Source organism: Luedemannella flava, from assembly GCF_039528515.1.
GTDB classification, from domain to species: Bacteria; Actinomycetota; Actinomycetes; order Mycobacteriales; family Micromonosporaceae; genus Luedemannella; species Luedemannella flava.
The window spans coordinates 17,061-30,406 of sequence record NZ_BAAALT010000151.1 but is presented as its reverse complement, the minus strand read 5'-3'; the positions used below and the strand labels follow the sequence as shown (position 1 = coordinate 30,406).

11 protein-coding genes are annotated in these 13,346 nt (G+C 74.5%); 5 read left to right on the top strand and 6 right to left on the bottom strand.

Going from position 1 to position 13,346, the window contains the following annotated elements; genetic code table 11:
- Nucleotides 1-982: ankyrin repeat domain-containing protein (locus tag ABD211_RS22480; RefSeq protein ID WP_344135353.1), on the top strand; the 982-nt coding region annotated here is incomplete at its 5' end.
- Between the two features lie 44 nt (nt 983-1,026).
- Here ABD211_RS22480 and ABD211_RS22475 read toward each other — a convergent pair.
- Nucleotides 1,027-3,192 (bottom strand): MMPL family transporter, encoded by a 2,166-nt coding sequence (locus ABD211_RS22475; protein WP_344135350.1) that lies wholly within the window; start codon nt 3,190-3,192, stop codon nt 1,027-1,029.
- A 123-nt stretch (nt 3,193-3,315) separates the two neighbouring features.
- On the opposite strand from ABD211_RS22475, the gene ABD211_RS22470 reads away from it, so the two are divergent.
- The 3 genes from ABD211_RS22470 (at nt 3,316) to ABD211_RS22460 (ending at nt 5,959) form a co-directional block, all read left to right on the top strand.
- Complete coding sequence (locus ABD211_RS22470; RefSeq protein WP_344135347.1) at nt 3,316-3,957, top strand: TetR/AcrR family transcriptional regulator; 642 nt, start codon at nt 3,316-3,318, stop codon at nt 3,955-3,957.
- Between the two features lie 230 nt (nt 3,958-4,187).
- Nucleotides 4,188-5,156, top strand: coding sequence for an ABC transporter ATP-binding protein (locus ABD211_RS22465; protein WP_344135344.1), 969 nt, complete (start codon nt 4,188-4,190; stop codon nt 5,154-5,156).
- Nucleotides 5,153-5,959 (top strand): hypothetical protein, encoded by an 807-nt coding sequence (locus ABD211_RS22460; RefSeq protein WP_344135341.1) that lies wholly within the window; start codon nt 5,153-5,155, stop codon nt 5,957-5,959. The genes ABD211_RS22465 and ABD211_RS22460 overlap by 4 nt, the downstream gene beginning before the upstream one ends.
- A 60-nt stretch (nt 5,960-6,019) precedes the next feature.
- Here the strand turns inward: ABD211_RS22460 and ABD211_RS22455 are convergent, their stop codons facing one another.
- The 5 genes from ABD211_RS22455 to ABD211_RS22435 all read right to left on the bottom strand — a co-directional run bounded on the left by ABD211_RS22455 (nt 6,020) and on the right by ABD211_RS22435 (nt 11,913).
- The gene (locus ABD211_RS22455; protein WP_344135338.1) at nt 6,020-6,745 is read right to left on the bottom strand and encodes a DUF6518 family protein; all 726 of its coding nucleotides are present in this window, start codon (nt 6,743-6,745) and stop codon (nt 6,020-6,022) included.
- Nucleotides 6,746-6,795: 50 nt separating this feature from the next.
- Nucleotides 6,796-8,190 carry a hypothetical protein gene (locus ABD211_RS22450; RefSeq protein ID WP_344135335.1) on the bottom strand — a complete coding sequence of 465 codons (1,395 nt, stop codon included), beginning with the start codon at nt 8,188-8,190 and terminating at the stop codon, nt 6,796-6,798.
- Nucleotides 8,177-8,995, bottom strand: coding sequence for an RNA polymerase sigma factor (locus ABD211_RS22445; RefSeq protein ID WP_344135332.1), 819 nt, complete (start codon nt 8,993-8,995; stop codon nt 8,177-8,179). Before ABD211_RS22445 ends, ABD211_RS22450 begins: the two co-directional genes overlap by 14 nt.
- 63 nt (nt 8,996-9,058) lie before the next feature.
- Nucleotides 9,059-9,487, bottom strand: coding sequence for a roadblock/LC7 domain-containing protein (locus ABD211_RS22440; RefSeq protein ID WP_344135359.1), 429 nt, complete (start codon nt 9,485-9,487; stop codon nt 9,059-9,061).
- 2 nt (nt 9,488-9,489) lie between these two features.
- Complete coding sequence (locus tag ABD211_RS22435) at nt 9,490-11,913, bottom strand: sensor histidine kinase (RefSeq protein ID WP_344135356.1); 2,424 nt, start codon at nt 11,911-11,913, stop codon at nt 9,490-9,492.
- 151 nt (nt 11,914-12,064) lie between these two features.
- Here ABD211_RS22435 and ABD211_RS22430 point away from each other — a divergent pair, with 151 nt between their 5' ends.
- A complete protein-coding gene (locus tag ABD211_RS22430) occupies nt 12,065-13,327 on the top strand; it encodes a type 1 periplasmic-binding domain-containing protein (RefSeq protein WP_344135329.1) in 1,263 nt (420 codons plus the stop codon).
- Nucleotides 13,328-13,346 lie beyond the last annotated feature (19 nt).

Here is a 13,346-nt window from a genome sequence, read left to right as displayed (position 1 = left end):
CCGCCCCGGCGGCCCCTACCGGTGGCGGCCGCTGGCCTACCTGGCCTACTCGCGGGCCGGGGACGGCGACGCGGTCGAGACGGCCCGGCTGTTGCTGGCGGCCGGCGCCGACCCCGACGAGGGCTACCTGTGGCACGGCCTGCCCATCCCGTTCACGCTGCTCACCGGCGTCTTCGGGGAGGGCGAGCTGGGCCCGGTCCGCCAGCCCCGCCACCCGGACTCCCTCGTGCTGGCCCGCGCGCTGCTCGACGCGGGCGCGGACGCCAACGACGCCCAGGCCCTCTACAACCGGATGTTCGGCGCCGACAACGACCACCTCACCCTCCTCTTCGAGTACGGCCTGGGCCGGGGCGACTGGGGCGTGTGGCGGCGCCGGCTGGGTCCCGACGTGGTCGGCCCGCCGGCGGACCTGCTGGGCGCGCAGCTGCGCTGGGCGATCGAGCACGGGCAGCTCGCCCGCGTGCGACTGCTCACCGAGCAGGGGGTCGACGCGGTCTCTCCGCCGGGGCGTACTCCCCTGGGGTTGGCTCTGGTGAGCGGGGAGGGTGAGGTCGCCGACTACCTGAGGTCGCGCGGCGCCGTCGACGCCGGGCTGGATCCGGTCGATGAGCTGGTCGCGGCGGCGCTGGCGGGCGACCGGGCGGCGGTGCGCCGGCTGGGTCCGTCCATCGTGGAGGATGCGCGGCGCGCGCGGCCGGGCCTGATGGTGTGGGCGGCGGCGCGCGGGCGGCCCGACGGGGTGGCGCTGCTGGCGGAGCTGGGGTTCGACGTGAACGCCTACGGGCGGCGGGACGCGCCCGTCGAGGAGCCGTGGGAGACGGCGCTGCACGCGGCGGCCCTGGACGGCCACGACGACCTGGTGCGGTTGCTGCTGGGCCTCGGCGCCGACCGGTCGCTGCGCGACGTGCGGTTCGGCGCGACGCCGGCCGACTGGGCGCGCCACCAGGGCCACCCCGGCACCGCGGCCCTCATCGAGGCGTGAGAAGGGCGGCCCGCGTCGCCACCACGACGCGGGCCGCCCCTGTCTCAGGACTCCGAGATGGCCACGCGGCGGTAGACGCGGCGCAGCGGGGCCGGAGCCCACCAGGCGGTGCGGCCCAGCAGCGCCATCGCCGCCGGCACCAGCACGCCCCGGATCAGCGTCGCGTCGAGCAGGATGGCCAGGCCCGTGCCGAGCCCGAACAGCTGCAGGAAGCTCACCGAGCTGGTGCCGAAGGCGAAGAAGCTCACCGCGAGCAGCCCGGCGGCCGTGGTCACGATGCGCCCGGTGCGGGCCAGGCCCTCGCTCACCGCCGTGGCGGTCGGCGCGCCCTGCTCGTGCAGCTCCTTGATCCGGCTGGTGAGGAACAGCTCGTAGTCCATGGACAGGCCGAACGCGATGCAGAACAGCAGCACGGTCATCGAGGTGTCCATCGGCCGCGGCGTGAAGCCGAGCAGGTCCGCGAGGTGCCCGTCCTGGAAGATCCAGGTCATCACGCCCAGCGTCGCGGACATCGACAGGCCGCCCAGCACGAGCGCCCGCAGCGGCTGCACGATGCTGCCGGTGAACAGGAACAGCAGCACGAACGTGGTCGCCACGATGAGCCCGAGCGCCCACGGGAGCCGACCGCCGATGCCCGCCTTGCTGTCCACGAGCTGCGCGTCGACCCCACCCACGAGGTGGCTCGCGCCCGCCGGCCCGGGCAGCGCCCGGACGTCGCGCACCAGCTCCTGTGCCGCGTCGGACTTAGGTTCCAGATCCGTGAGTACGCGCAACCGCTGCGCGCTGGCGCTCGTCAGGCCCCCGGCGTTCGGCGCGGCTGGGCCGGCGCTGCCATCGGCGAAGGTGCCGGCCGCAGTCTGCACCGCGGTGACGCCGTCGAGGCGGGACAGGCTGGTGGCGTAGTCCGCCCACGCGGCCTCGGCGACCGGGCCCGTGGTCACCACGTCGATCGCGCTGGTCCCGTTGCCGGCGAAGTTCGTCCGCAGCGTCTCGGCCACCACGCGGCTGTCCGCCCCGGGCGGCAGGACACCCTCGTCGGGGGTGCCGAACCTGACGCCCAGCAGCGGACTTGCCGCGACGAACAGTGCGATGAGGACGGGCAGGCCGGCCAGCACCGGGCGGCGCATGACGGCCGAGGCCAGGCGACCCCACCACGGCGAGGACGGCCCACGGTCGGCGCGCGCCCATGGCAGTTTGCCCTTGTTGACGCGCGGCCCGAGCACCGTGAGCAGCGCGGGGACGACGACGAGCGCGGCGACGGCCGAGATGACCACGACGCCGACGCCGGCGTACGCGAACGAGCGCAGGAAGAACATCGGGAAGACCAGCAGCGCGGCGAGCGCGGCGGCCACGGCGGCGGCGGAGAACACGATGGTGCGGCCGGCCGTGGCGACCGTGCGGACCACGGCGCCGGTGACGTCGTCGGGGTTGGCGGCGAGCTGTTCGCGGAACCGGCTGACCAGCAGCAACGCGTAGTCGATGGCGAGGCCCAGGCCCATGGCCGTGGTCAGGTTGATCGCGAAGATGCTCACGTCGGTGATCGACCCGAGGACGTACAGCTCGGCGAATGTGCCGATGATCGCCAGGCCGCCGATGGCCAGGGGAAGCAGGGCCGCGACGGCGCTGCGGAACGCGATGATGAGCAGCAGCAGGGTCAGCGGCACGGCGATGCCCTCGGCCAGCGCGAGGCTCGTGCCCACCTCGCTGCGGACGTCGACGTTGACGGCCGCGAGACCCGCCGCACGGACGGTGAAGGCGGGCTGGTCCGCCCCGTACTCGTCGAGGATCTTCTCGGTGTTGGCGACGATCTGAGTGTCGTCGCCGGCGACGTGCGCCGTGATGATGGCGTCGCGGCCGTCCGTCGACCGCATCGCCGGGGCCTTGGTCTGCCAGTAGGACACGACCCCGGACACGTTGGCCTCGGCGGCGAGGCCGGTGGCGAGGGCGGTGGCGGCGGCAGCGGTCGCCGGGTCGTCCACGGTGCCGTCTTTGGCGTGCAGCAGCAGGACCAGGTTCGTCGCGCCGCCGAAGTTGTCGTCGATGAGGCGCTGGGCGCGGGCCGACTCGGCGGTCGGGTCCTCGAAGCCGCCGTTCTGCAGCTTGCCGAAGGCGCCCAGGCCGACCACGGCGGCGGCCGCGAACGCGAGCGCGGAGATGATCAGAAGTAGTTTGGCGTTTCTCGCCACAAAGAAGCCGTATCTCTCGAACACGGTGGTCCCTCCCCCTATCGCCCGGAAATCGGCTCCGAGCGAATGTTGACGGCGTTAACCATGACGGACAAAGATAACGGTGTCAACATTGTGTTCGGGAAAATGTCGGGCAGGATGGGAGACGTGACCCCCACCAGAGCCGACCGCGGCGCGTACCACCACGGCGACCTCGCCAACGCGCTGACCAGGGCCGCCACCGAACTCGCCCGCACGGGCGGCCCCGAGGCCGTCGTGCTGCGCGAGGCGGCCCGGCAGGTCGGCGTGTCGGCCACCGCGGCGTACCGGCACTTCGCCGGGCACGGCGAGCTCATCCACGCGGTCAAGATGCACGCGCTCAACCGGCTCGTCGCCGCCATGGAGGTCGAGCTGGCCGCGTCACCGCCGCTGGCCGACCGCGTCGAGGACGCGTACCGGCGCCTGTCCGCCCTGGGCGTCGGCTATGTGACGTTCGCGCTGTCCGAGGCGGGGCTGTTCCGCACCGCGTTCTGCCGCACCGACCGGCCCGACATCCACCCCGACCACGGCATGCAGGCCGGCGACACCCGGCCGTACCAGCTGCTCACCGAGGTCCTCGACGACCTGGTCGAGGCCGGCGCCCTCGACCCCGCCCGCCGCGAGTTCGCCGAGATGATGGCCTGGTCCACAGTGCACGGCCTGGCCCTCCTGATGCTGGAGGGCCCCCTGCGCGATCTCCCCCCGGAGGCCCGCCAGGCCATCCTCGCCCGCACGGTCACCTACATCCGCGACGCCCTCACCACCCGCTGACCGCCACCCCTCGCGCGCTCCGCGCGCGTAGTGGGCGACGTTCGGACCGTCAGGCCGGTTATTCGGTCCGGAATTTCCTGCCTCACGGTCCAAACGTCGGCCGGGTCAGCGGGGGGGGTGGGCGGCGCGGGCATCGTTTGGGTGACGGGCGGGCGACAATGTGCCCCCACAGAACGCCACCGAACGCGTACGGTGAGTCTCTAGGCGTCGTGGGTCGGGGAGGCTCCGGAGTGTCCGCTGTGGTCGAGGTGCGCGGGCTCCGCAAGACATACCGCAGCGTTCGATGGGGCACCAGGCAGGCGCTGGACGGGTTCGACATGACCGTGCACGCCGGCGAGGTGCACGGTTTCCTGGGGCCGAACGGCTCCGGCAAGTCCACCACCCTGCGGGTGCTGCTGGGGTTGACGCGCGCCGGCGGGGGTGAGGTCCGCGTGCTCGGCGAGCCCGTGCCACGGGCCAGCCCGCGCATCGCGCGGCGCGTCGGTGCCCTGGTGGAGAGCCCGCGGTTCTTCCCGCACTTCTCCGCGTGGGACACGCTCGCCCTGCTCTGCGACGCGGGCCGGGTGCCCCGCACGCGCGTCGACGAGGTGCTCGAGCTCGTCGGGCTGCGCGACCGGGCCCGCGACCGTGTCCGGACCTACTCGCTGGGGATGCGACAGCGGCTGGCCGTCGCCATGGCCGTACTCAAGCATCCTGATCTGCTGATCCTGGATGAGCCGGCCAACGGCCTGGACCCGGCGGGCATCCGGCAGATGCGCGACCTCATGCGCGCGCTGGCCGACTCCGGCATGACCGTCGTGCTGGCCAGCCACATCCTCGGCGAGGTCCAACAGCTCTGCGACTCGGTGACGATCATTTCGGACGGCCGCCGCGTCGGGTCCGGGTCCGTCGCCGACGTGCTGTCGCGGCACGCGTCCACCCGTTGGCGGGTACGGCTGGAGAGCGCCGACGAGCTGGCCGCCGCGGCCCGCGCGCTCGCCGCGGCCAATATGCGGATCACCGCGCTGGACGATCAGCTCGTGGTCAGCGGCGTCACCCGGGCCGGCGAGATCACCCGCGTCCTCGCCCTCCAGAGCCTCTACGTCAGCGAGCTGACCCCCGACCCGGTCGGCCTGGAGGACGTCTTCCTCCTCCTCACGGACGCGTCCGTCGCCGGCCGCCACCGGTTGGCCGAGACCCCGACAGGGGCGGTTGCGTGAGCCTTCTGGCGGCGGAGCGGCGTCGGTTCTTCAAGCGGCGGGTCACCCGGTGGACCCTGGGCGCGGTGGTGCTGATCCTGATCGCGATCGCCGTGGTGATCGCGTGGTACAGCCGGCAGCCGCCCGCCGACCGGTTCGTGTTCCGGACCGAGTTCGAGCCGCTCATCTTCGTGCTCGCGGGGCTGATGGGGCTGTTCGGGTTCATCGTCGGGGCGTCCTATGTGGGCGCCGAATGGCATACGGGCGCCATGCTGCAACTGTTGGCGTGGCGGCCGCGCCGCGTGTCCGTGCTGCTCACGAAGCTCGCCACGGCGCTCGGCGCGGTCCTGGCCGTCACGCTCGTGCTCGGCGCCCTGTGGACCGTCGCGCTGTGGGCCGTCGCGTGCAAGCGCGGCGACGACGAGGGCATGACCACCGGCGCCTGGATCTCGTTCGGCCTCACCGGGGCGCGCGCCGTCGCGCTCATCCTGGCCCTCACCGCGGTCGGGTTCTGCCTGGCGTCCCTCGGCCGGCACACGGCCGTGGCGCTGGGCGCCGCGCTGATCGTCGCGATCGTCGGCGAGGTCGGCGTGCGGATCCTGCTCGACCAGGTCCAGGTGCCCAGCGCGGGCCGCTACCTGCTCTCCAGCTACGGTGCGGCGTGGCTGACCCGCAGCTGGCCGGCGTCGGGCAACCCCGGCTGCGTGGGCGACTGCGGCACGTCCATGATCACCTGGCCGCAGGCGGGCCTGGTCCTCGGCAGCGTGGTGCTCATCGTGCTGGTCGCCGCGATCTGGAACGTCCGCCGCCGCGACGTGACCTGATGGCGGGGTTCCGGGATGAGCTTCGCGTTAAGGTCGCTGAGGGACGGGCCCGGTCAGCGCTTAGACGGCGGTCCGGACGGACTCGACGAGCCACCAGGCGGCGGTGCCGACGCCGCTGCTGACGGTGGCGGCCAGCGCGAGCATCCCGCCACTGCCGCGCGGGCCGCGGCGGCGTCGGAGCACGGCGACCACCAGCGTCGCGAGCGCGATGGTCATGGCCGCGGAGACGGCGATGTCGGTCGCCTGCCCGTTCCACCCCACCCACCGGGCGAGCACCAGGAGGTCGTGGATGCCGCTGGCGGCCGCCAGGCCCCACGCGACGCCGGCCGCCGCCGCGCCGACCCGGTCGGACGCCCGCGCGACGGCATCGCCCAGGACGCCGAAGACGGCGCCGGCGACCACGCTGACGACGAGCCAGAAACCCAGGGCCCGCGCGATCGACCACAGGCCCATCACGTCCGCCGGCGTGCCGTCCTCGAGCCACCCGCCCTGCCAGCGGCGGCTGACAAAGACGATCAGCGCGTAGTAAACGACCGTCGCCCCGATGAGGCCGCCGACGCCCGCGATGATCGCCAGTCGCCGGCCGGGCGCCAGGAATCCGATCACCAGGGCCGCGAGGCCCCACGCCGCGCCGCTGCTGAACAGCGCGAGCAGCACCGCCCGGGCGAGCCCGGACGTCTCGTCGGCCGCGTACGCCATCAGCCCCAGGACCAGCGGCGTCATGGCGGTAACCACGACGAACGCGGGCGACCGGTCGGTCGCCCGCGTTGTCAGCGTCGTCTGCATCCACGCCACCTTCGTCCGTGTCGTCCGCGCGGACGACCCAGACTAGTGGCTCAGGACAGCGCGGCGGTGCGCCAGGTGACGCCGTCGGGGGACGTGAAGAAGCCGGCCGCGCCGCCCTTCGTGCCGAACCCCACCATCGCCCGACCGGCGGGCATCAGGCTGAACATCACCGGCGCGTCGGCGACCTTGCGCATGGCCGCCGCGCCCGGGGCGAGGCGGTAGAGCGTGGAGCCGTGGGTGACCAGGAGAGCGCCGTCCGCCGCCGGTGCGACCGTCGGGCCGGGCCCGGCGGCGCCGCTCGACACGATGCCGATCGTGCCCGTCGTGACCGGCCCGCGCTGGGACTTCGGGGGGGCCGGCAGCTTGACGTCGCGCCACGTTCGGCCCGCGTTCGCGCTGGCGCGCAGGCGGGCGCCGCCCTGGCCGTCGTACTCCAGGAGGTAGACGTTGCGGCCGTCGGCGGTGAACACGCTCGGCGGCGAGGACATCGTCGGCACCCGGACGCCCTGGAACGTGCGGCCCCGGTCGCGGGTGACCTGCAGGCGCACCGTGAGGCCGCCGTTCGCGCCGTACACGTAGCTGGGCACCCACACGCTCCCGTCGGCCGCCGTGGCGACCGACACGTCGGTGTACCCCTCGCCGCGCGGCCCGCGCGCGAGGACGGCCGTCGAACCGTCCGCGCGCACGACCTGCGCGGGCGTGTTGAACAGCGCGGCGACGCGCGGGGACGCGGGATCGAGCCCGTTGGGCACGTCGGGCGACGGGAAGAACAGCGGGTAGCCGGGGGCGAAGCCCGTCACCGTGCCGGTGGCCCGGCGGGCCCGCGGCGCCCAGGTGCGGCCGCCGTCGGGGCTGAACCAGCGCTGACCGGCGATCCACTTCGGCGGCGCCGTGGGGCTGGGCGCCGGGGCGCCGGTCTCCGTCTCCTCGTACTGGCCGGGCTGGTCGATCAGGAGGCCGTTCGGGCCGACGGCGAGCAGCCGGGTCCGCACGATCGACAGGCCGGCCGCCGCGCCGGCGGGCAGGGGCCGGCGTTGCCAGGTGGCGCCGCCGTCGACCGTGGCGGCGAGCTGGGTGGTGCAGGTCTCCGGCTCGTCGCGGTCCGCGCAGGAGACCACCAGGGCGTACCCGCGCCGCGCGTCGGCGAACACCGCGTCGGCCGGCACGTACGACAGCCGGGCGACCTGCGCCTCCAGCTCGGCCTCGGCGGGGGCCAGCGTCGCGGTCGGCGCGGGCTCGGCCGTGTGCTCGTCGGCGTCCCCGCCGAACAGTTCCACGCCGACGACCGTGACGCCGGCGAGTGCGGCCAGCGCGAGGACGCCGCCGATCGCGGACCGGCGCCGCTGGCGACGCGTCACGGCCGCGAGGACGCGGGCCAGATCCCAGCGCGGCCGGCCGCCGGCCCGCCGCAGCTCCTTGGCCGTGGCCTCCTCAACGTCCGCCATGGCGCACCTCCCCGGCCTTGTTGGCCGCCCGCGCGGCCCGTCCGACGTTGACGTTGCGCGCCGAGTTGGCCCCCCGCGCCGGGTTCACCGCGCGCGGCGCGTTCGGCGTCCGGGTGGGGGTGGGGCTGACGGCACGCTTGCCGGCGGCGGCACGCTTGGCCGCCGTGGTCACGGTCGCCGGGGACGGTCCGACCGGCCCCACCGCCCGGGTGGCCGGCTTCGGGGTCGCCGGGCGGGACGAGTCGGGCAGCGGCATCGGGGCCGGCAGGTGCACGGTCTCCTGGGTCCAGGTGTCCCGGTCCACCCACGCCTCGCGCGAGGTGGTGCGCTCGGCCGGCCCCTGGGCGCCGCGCAGCGTGCGCAGCCCGCGGTAGCGCAGCGACCGCACCGCCACGGGTGTACGCCCGATGAGCTCGGCGATCTCCACATCGGACGCCTGCGCGACGTACGTGCCGACGAGCACGGCCCGCTGGTCGCGGGGCAACGCCGCGACCGCGCGCTGGAACGGCGTACCGGTGCCGGACCGGCCGACGACCGCGCGGCGGAGCACGCCACCCGCCCGGGTCAGGACCTCCCCGGCCCGCCCGGGCAGCACCCCACCCCGCACGTACGTGCGGTAGAGGGTGCCCATCGACAGTGGCCGCAGCTCGTCCAGGGGGGTGTGCCGCGACCAGCGCGCGAGCGTGGCCAGCGTGCCGACGACCAGGTCCTCCGCGGCCTGCGGGTCACCCGCGAGGGCGCACGCGTGGCGGCCCAACGTCGGCAGTTGCGTCCGGACAAACTCTTCAAACGATGGGTCTCGCACGGCACTTCCTCCCTAAGCCGACGCCTGGGATAACGCGCGCACACCGTGCGAGGTGTCGTTGTGCTATGAAATCGTTTCTATCTGGGGCAAGGCCTGCTGCAACTCGAACCGCAGCGCGGGGGTGAGCACGGCGCCCGCCTGCTTGGCGAGCTTGGCCATCTCGTAGCCGACCACGCCCACGTCCGCGTCGCGCGCGGCCAGCGTGGCGAGCATGGAACCGTCGCGGACCGCCATCACGAGGAAGAAGCCCCGCCCCATCTCGACGACGGTCTGCTTGACCTCGTCGCCGTCGAAGATGCGCGCCGCCCCGGAGACGATGCTGGTCAGGCCCGACGTGACCGCCGCGAGCTGGTCGGCGTGATCGCGCGGCAGGCTGTTGCTGAGCGCGATCAGCAGCCCATCGGACGACACGACGATCGCGTGGACCACCCCGGGCACCCGCTCGGTGAACCCGTTGATCAGCCAGTTGAAGTCGGTCGCCTGAGAACTCATCGTCACTCTGGTGCTCCCTGTCTGTCGATTACCGCGGGGATCTCGTTGGTCTCGGTGTGGTCGGGCGGCAGGATGTCGTCCTCCGTCAGCTCGTCATCCGCACGGCGTACGCCGCGGTAGAAGCTGGTGAGCACGGACCCGACGGCGTCGGGGTCAAGGTCGTCGGCCGGCCCGACCGGGGCGGGCGCCGGGGCCGGGGCGGGCGCCTGCGGCACCCGGATGGGCAGCCCGGCCGAGCTGACGCGGTTCGCGGGTCGCGCCGGCGTCGCCCCGTTGCCGGTGTCGCGCCCGTCGGCGGGTTCCCGGGTCCACCAGCCGCTGCTCGTCTCCGAGGGCGGCTCGGCCATGTCGACGACCGCCACGGGCGCCGGAGCGGCCTCGATCGCCAGCGGCCCGGTGCGTGTGGCCCAGCGCGGCGCGAGCCACGGAGCGGGCAGCGTGGCGTCCGGCTCGTCGGGCGCCTCCGCGATGAGGGCCGGGGGCAGCCACACCCGTACGGTCAGGCCGGGCTCGGCGGGGTGCACCGCCACGTCGATGCGGTGCTTGGCGGCCAGGTGCGCGACGACGACGAGGCCCATCCGCTCCGACGCCGCGGCGTCCGGGCTGGCCGGGGTGGACAACTGCCGGTTGGCCTCGGCGAGCTCGACGTCGGTCATGCCGATGCCCTCGTCGCGGACCAGCAGCTCGGCGCCGCCGTCGCCGGTCGGCGTGCCGACCACGAACACGTCGCTGCTGGGCGGCGAGAACGTCGTCGCGTTCTCCAGCAGCTCGGCGATCAGGTGGATGACGTCGCCGGTCGCGTGCCCGACGAGGAAGATCTCCTGGTCCACGGTGGACCGTACGCGTGGGTAGTGCTCGACCTCGGCGGTGGCCGCGAGGACGACGGCGCCCAGCGGCAGCGGCCGGCTGCCCCGCCGCGACGTGTCGGCCCCCGCGAGGACCAGCAGGTTCTCGTCGTTGCGCCGCATCCGGGTGGCGAGGTGGTCGACGCGGAAGAGCTGTTCCAGCACGTCGGGGTCGGTCTCGCGGGCCTCCAGCTCGTCCAGGGCCCGCAGTTGGCGCTCGACGAGGGTCTGGCTGCGTCGGGCCAGGTTGACCAGGGAGGCGTCCAGGTTGCGCCGCGTGGCGGCCTGCTCGCCGGCGAGGCGTACGGCGCTGCGGTGCACGGCCGTGAACGCGTCCGCGAGCTCGCCGACCTCGTCCTTGGACCGGATCTCGACGGGCTCGACGGCGGCCGCCAGCATCGCCGGCGACGCGTTCCCGCCCGGGCCGCGGCGCAGCCGGTCGATGAGGTCGGGCAGGCTGCGCTGGGCGACGTCGAGGGCGTGGTCGCGCAGCCGGCGCAGCGTCTCCACCATGGACCGCGACACGAGCAGGGCGGTCATCACCGCGATGAGCAGCAGCAGCACGACGAAGGCCAGGCCGGCCAGCGTGGTCTGCCAGTTGGCCCGGGTGTCCTCGCCGGCCAGCCGGACCGCGTCGGCGAGCAGGCTCACCTCCGCCTCGCGCACGGCGTCCAGGGCGGTGCTGGACGTATTCCACCACTGCTGCGGGTCGACGCTCAGCCGGACGTCGTCCGTACCCGCCTGTTGTTCCAAGCGGTTGGCGGCGCGCGCTGCCGGACCACCGGCGGCCGTGTCGTACCGGTTGACCTGCGCGGCGGTGGCGTCCGCGCGGAGCTGGTCGATCACGGCGCGGCGCTGGGCGCGGGTGTCGGCGAGCGTCTCCGCGTCGCCCGGGTCGAACCGGCCGGCCGCGAACCCGGCGTAGAGCCGGCCCCGCAGCTGCGCGGTGAACTCCTTGATCTGCGCGACGTCGCGCACCACGCGGACCGCGCCCGCGAGCGCCGCGTCGGTCGCCGCGGTCGGCGTGGGCAGCAGGCCGAGCAGATCAGAAACAATCCTCGAGTACGCGTCGAAGACGGCGCCCTGGCGCAGCCACCCGCCGACGACCCCGCGCCGCACGGCCGCCAGCTCGTCGAGGTGCTGGCTGATCCCGGCGTACGCGGGCCGGGCGCCGAGCACGGGCTGGGCCGCCCGGCGGAACTCCCGCACCGCCGTGTCCACGGCCGCCCACTCGTCGGTCAGCTCGGCGGCCACGGGCCGCAGCGGATCCCTGCGCCCGGCCGCCATCAGCCCGGCGGTGTGGTCGCGTTCGCGCTGCAGCAGGTCGATCAGCCCGGTGACCTCCCGGCCCAGGGCCACCTCGCGGCCGAAGTCGGCGAGGTGGTTCGCGGCGGTCACCCCGCCGTACGTCTGGACGGCGGCGAGCGAGATGAAGCCGAGCATCGGCACGGCCAGGACCGCGACCAGCTTGGTGCGGACGCGCCAGTCGTCGATGCGCAGCCGGGGCGACCGGCGCGGGGCGCCGCTGAGCCAGCGGGTGCTCCGGCGGTGGCTCGCGATGTGGAGCGGGGTGGGGCCCATCGCCACCGACGCCTCACCTCCGCACCACTGTTCGTTACCGGTCCTCAAGTACGAATAGCCCAGACGGGCAGTGCGGGCCACGCACGTCCCAGATGGCAGGCCATCGGCACAAGCGGTTGAAAATTGCACCGCGTCCGGCAAGGATACGGCCGTGCCAGTCGCGAGCGTCCCGGAGGAGCGCCCCTCTCCGGAGGCACCTCTGCGACATTTCGGGCGGCAGCGTCGCGTCGGTCTGCTGCTGGCGGGCCTGCTCGTAACCCTCGGCGCCTGTGACGGTCGCCCGGACCCGGTGGCGCCGCCCGGCCCGGTGACGATCGCGCTGGCCGCGCCGGCGGGCGACGCCGACGTCGCGAACGGCGCGCGGCTCGCCGTCGACGTGGTCAACGAGGCGCACCCCGACCTGCCCGTGCCGCTCGCGACGGAGCTCGGCCTGCCCGGCCTGGGCGGCGCCCCGCTGCGGCTCACGGTGGTCGACACGAGCTCGTCGGCGGCGCTGGCCAAGGTCCCCGGCACGCTCACCGCCCAGCGCGCCGTGGGCGTCGTGTGCGCCGGGTCGGCCGCGACCGTGGCATCGGTGAGCGCCCAGACCGAGTGGCTGGGGCTGCCCCTGCTCGACGCGGTCAACTCCGCCGACACCCTCACCGACCTGGGCCAGGAGTGGTACTTCCGCACCGCGCCGAGCGACCGGATGCTGGTGGACGCCGCGTTCGCGCTGCTACGCCACCAGCAGCTCGCGCGGACGCCGGAGGTGAAGCTCGCGGTGCTGCACGACGGCCGCGCCGACGGCCTGCTCGCGCTGGTGCGCCAGCTCGCCGGCGCGGCCGGCTATCCGACGGTGGCCGAAGTGGACATCCGCACCGCGTCGGCGCAGTCGATCGCGGCGTCGGTGGACGCCGAGGCGAACGTCCTGGTGGCGGTCGCGGGCACGAAGGACGGGGCGACGGCGGCCACCAAGGTGGCGGCGAGGACGCGGGAGTCGGTGCCGGTGCTGGGCATCGGGCCGGCGTTCGCCGGGCTCACCGGCGGCGCGTCGGACGGCTCGCCGGTGCTGCTGCGCGCGGTCGGCTGGTCGGCGGAGTACGTGACCCGCAACCCGGTGGCGTCGGCGGTCGCGTCGCTCTACCGCAAGCGGTTCGGGAGCGCGATGACGGCGGCGGCGGCCGAGACGTTCACCGCGACGCTGACGCTGGCCGTGGCCCTGAGCGGGGCCGGCGACGCGGACCCGACCGCGATCCGTGCCACCCTGCGCCAGATGTGGCTGCCGGCCACGCAGGTGATGCTGCCGTGGAACGGCGTCCGGTTCGACGCCACCGGCCAGAACATGCTGGCCGGTGGTGTCGTGGAGGCCCGCACGCAGGCGGGCTTCCGCATCGTCTACCCCCGCGAGCTCGCGACCGTCGCCGTGCCCTGGTGACTCGGTCGTGCGCCTTCCG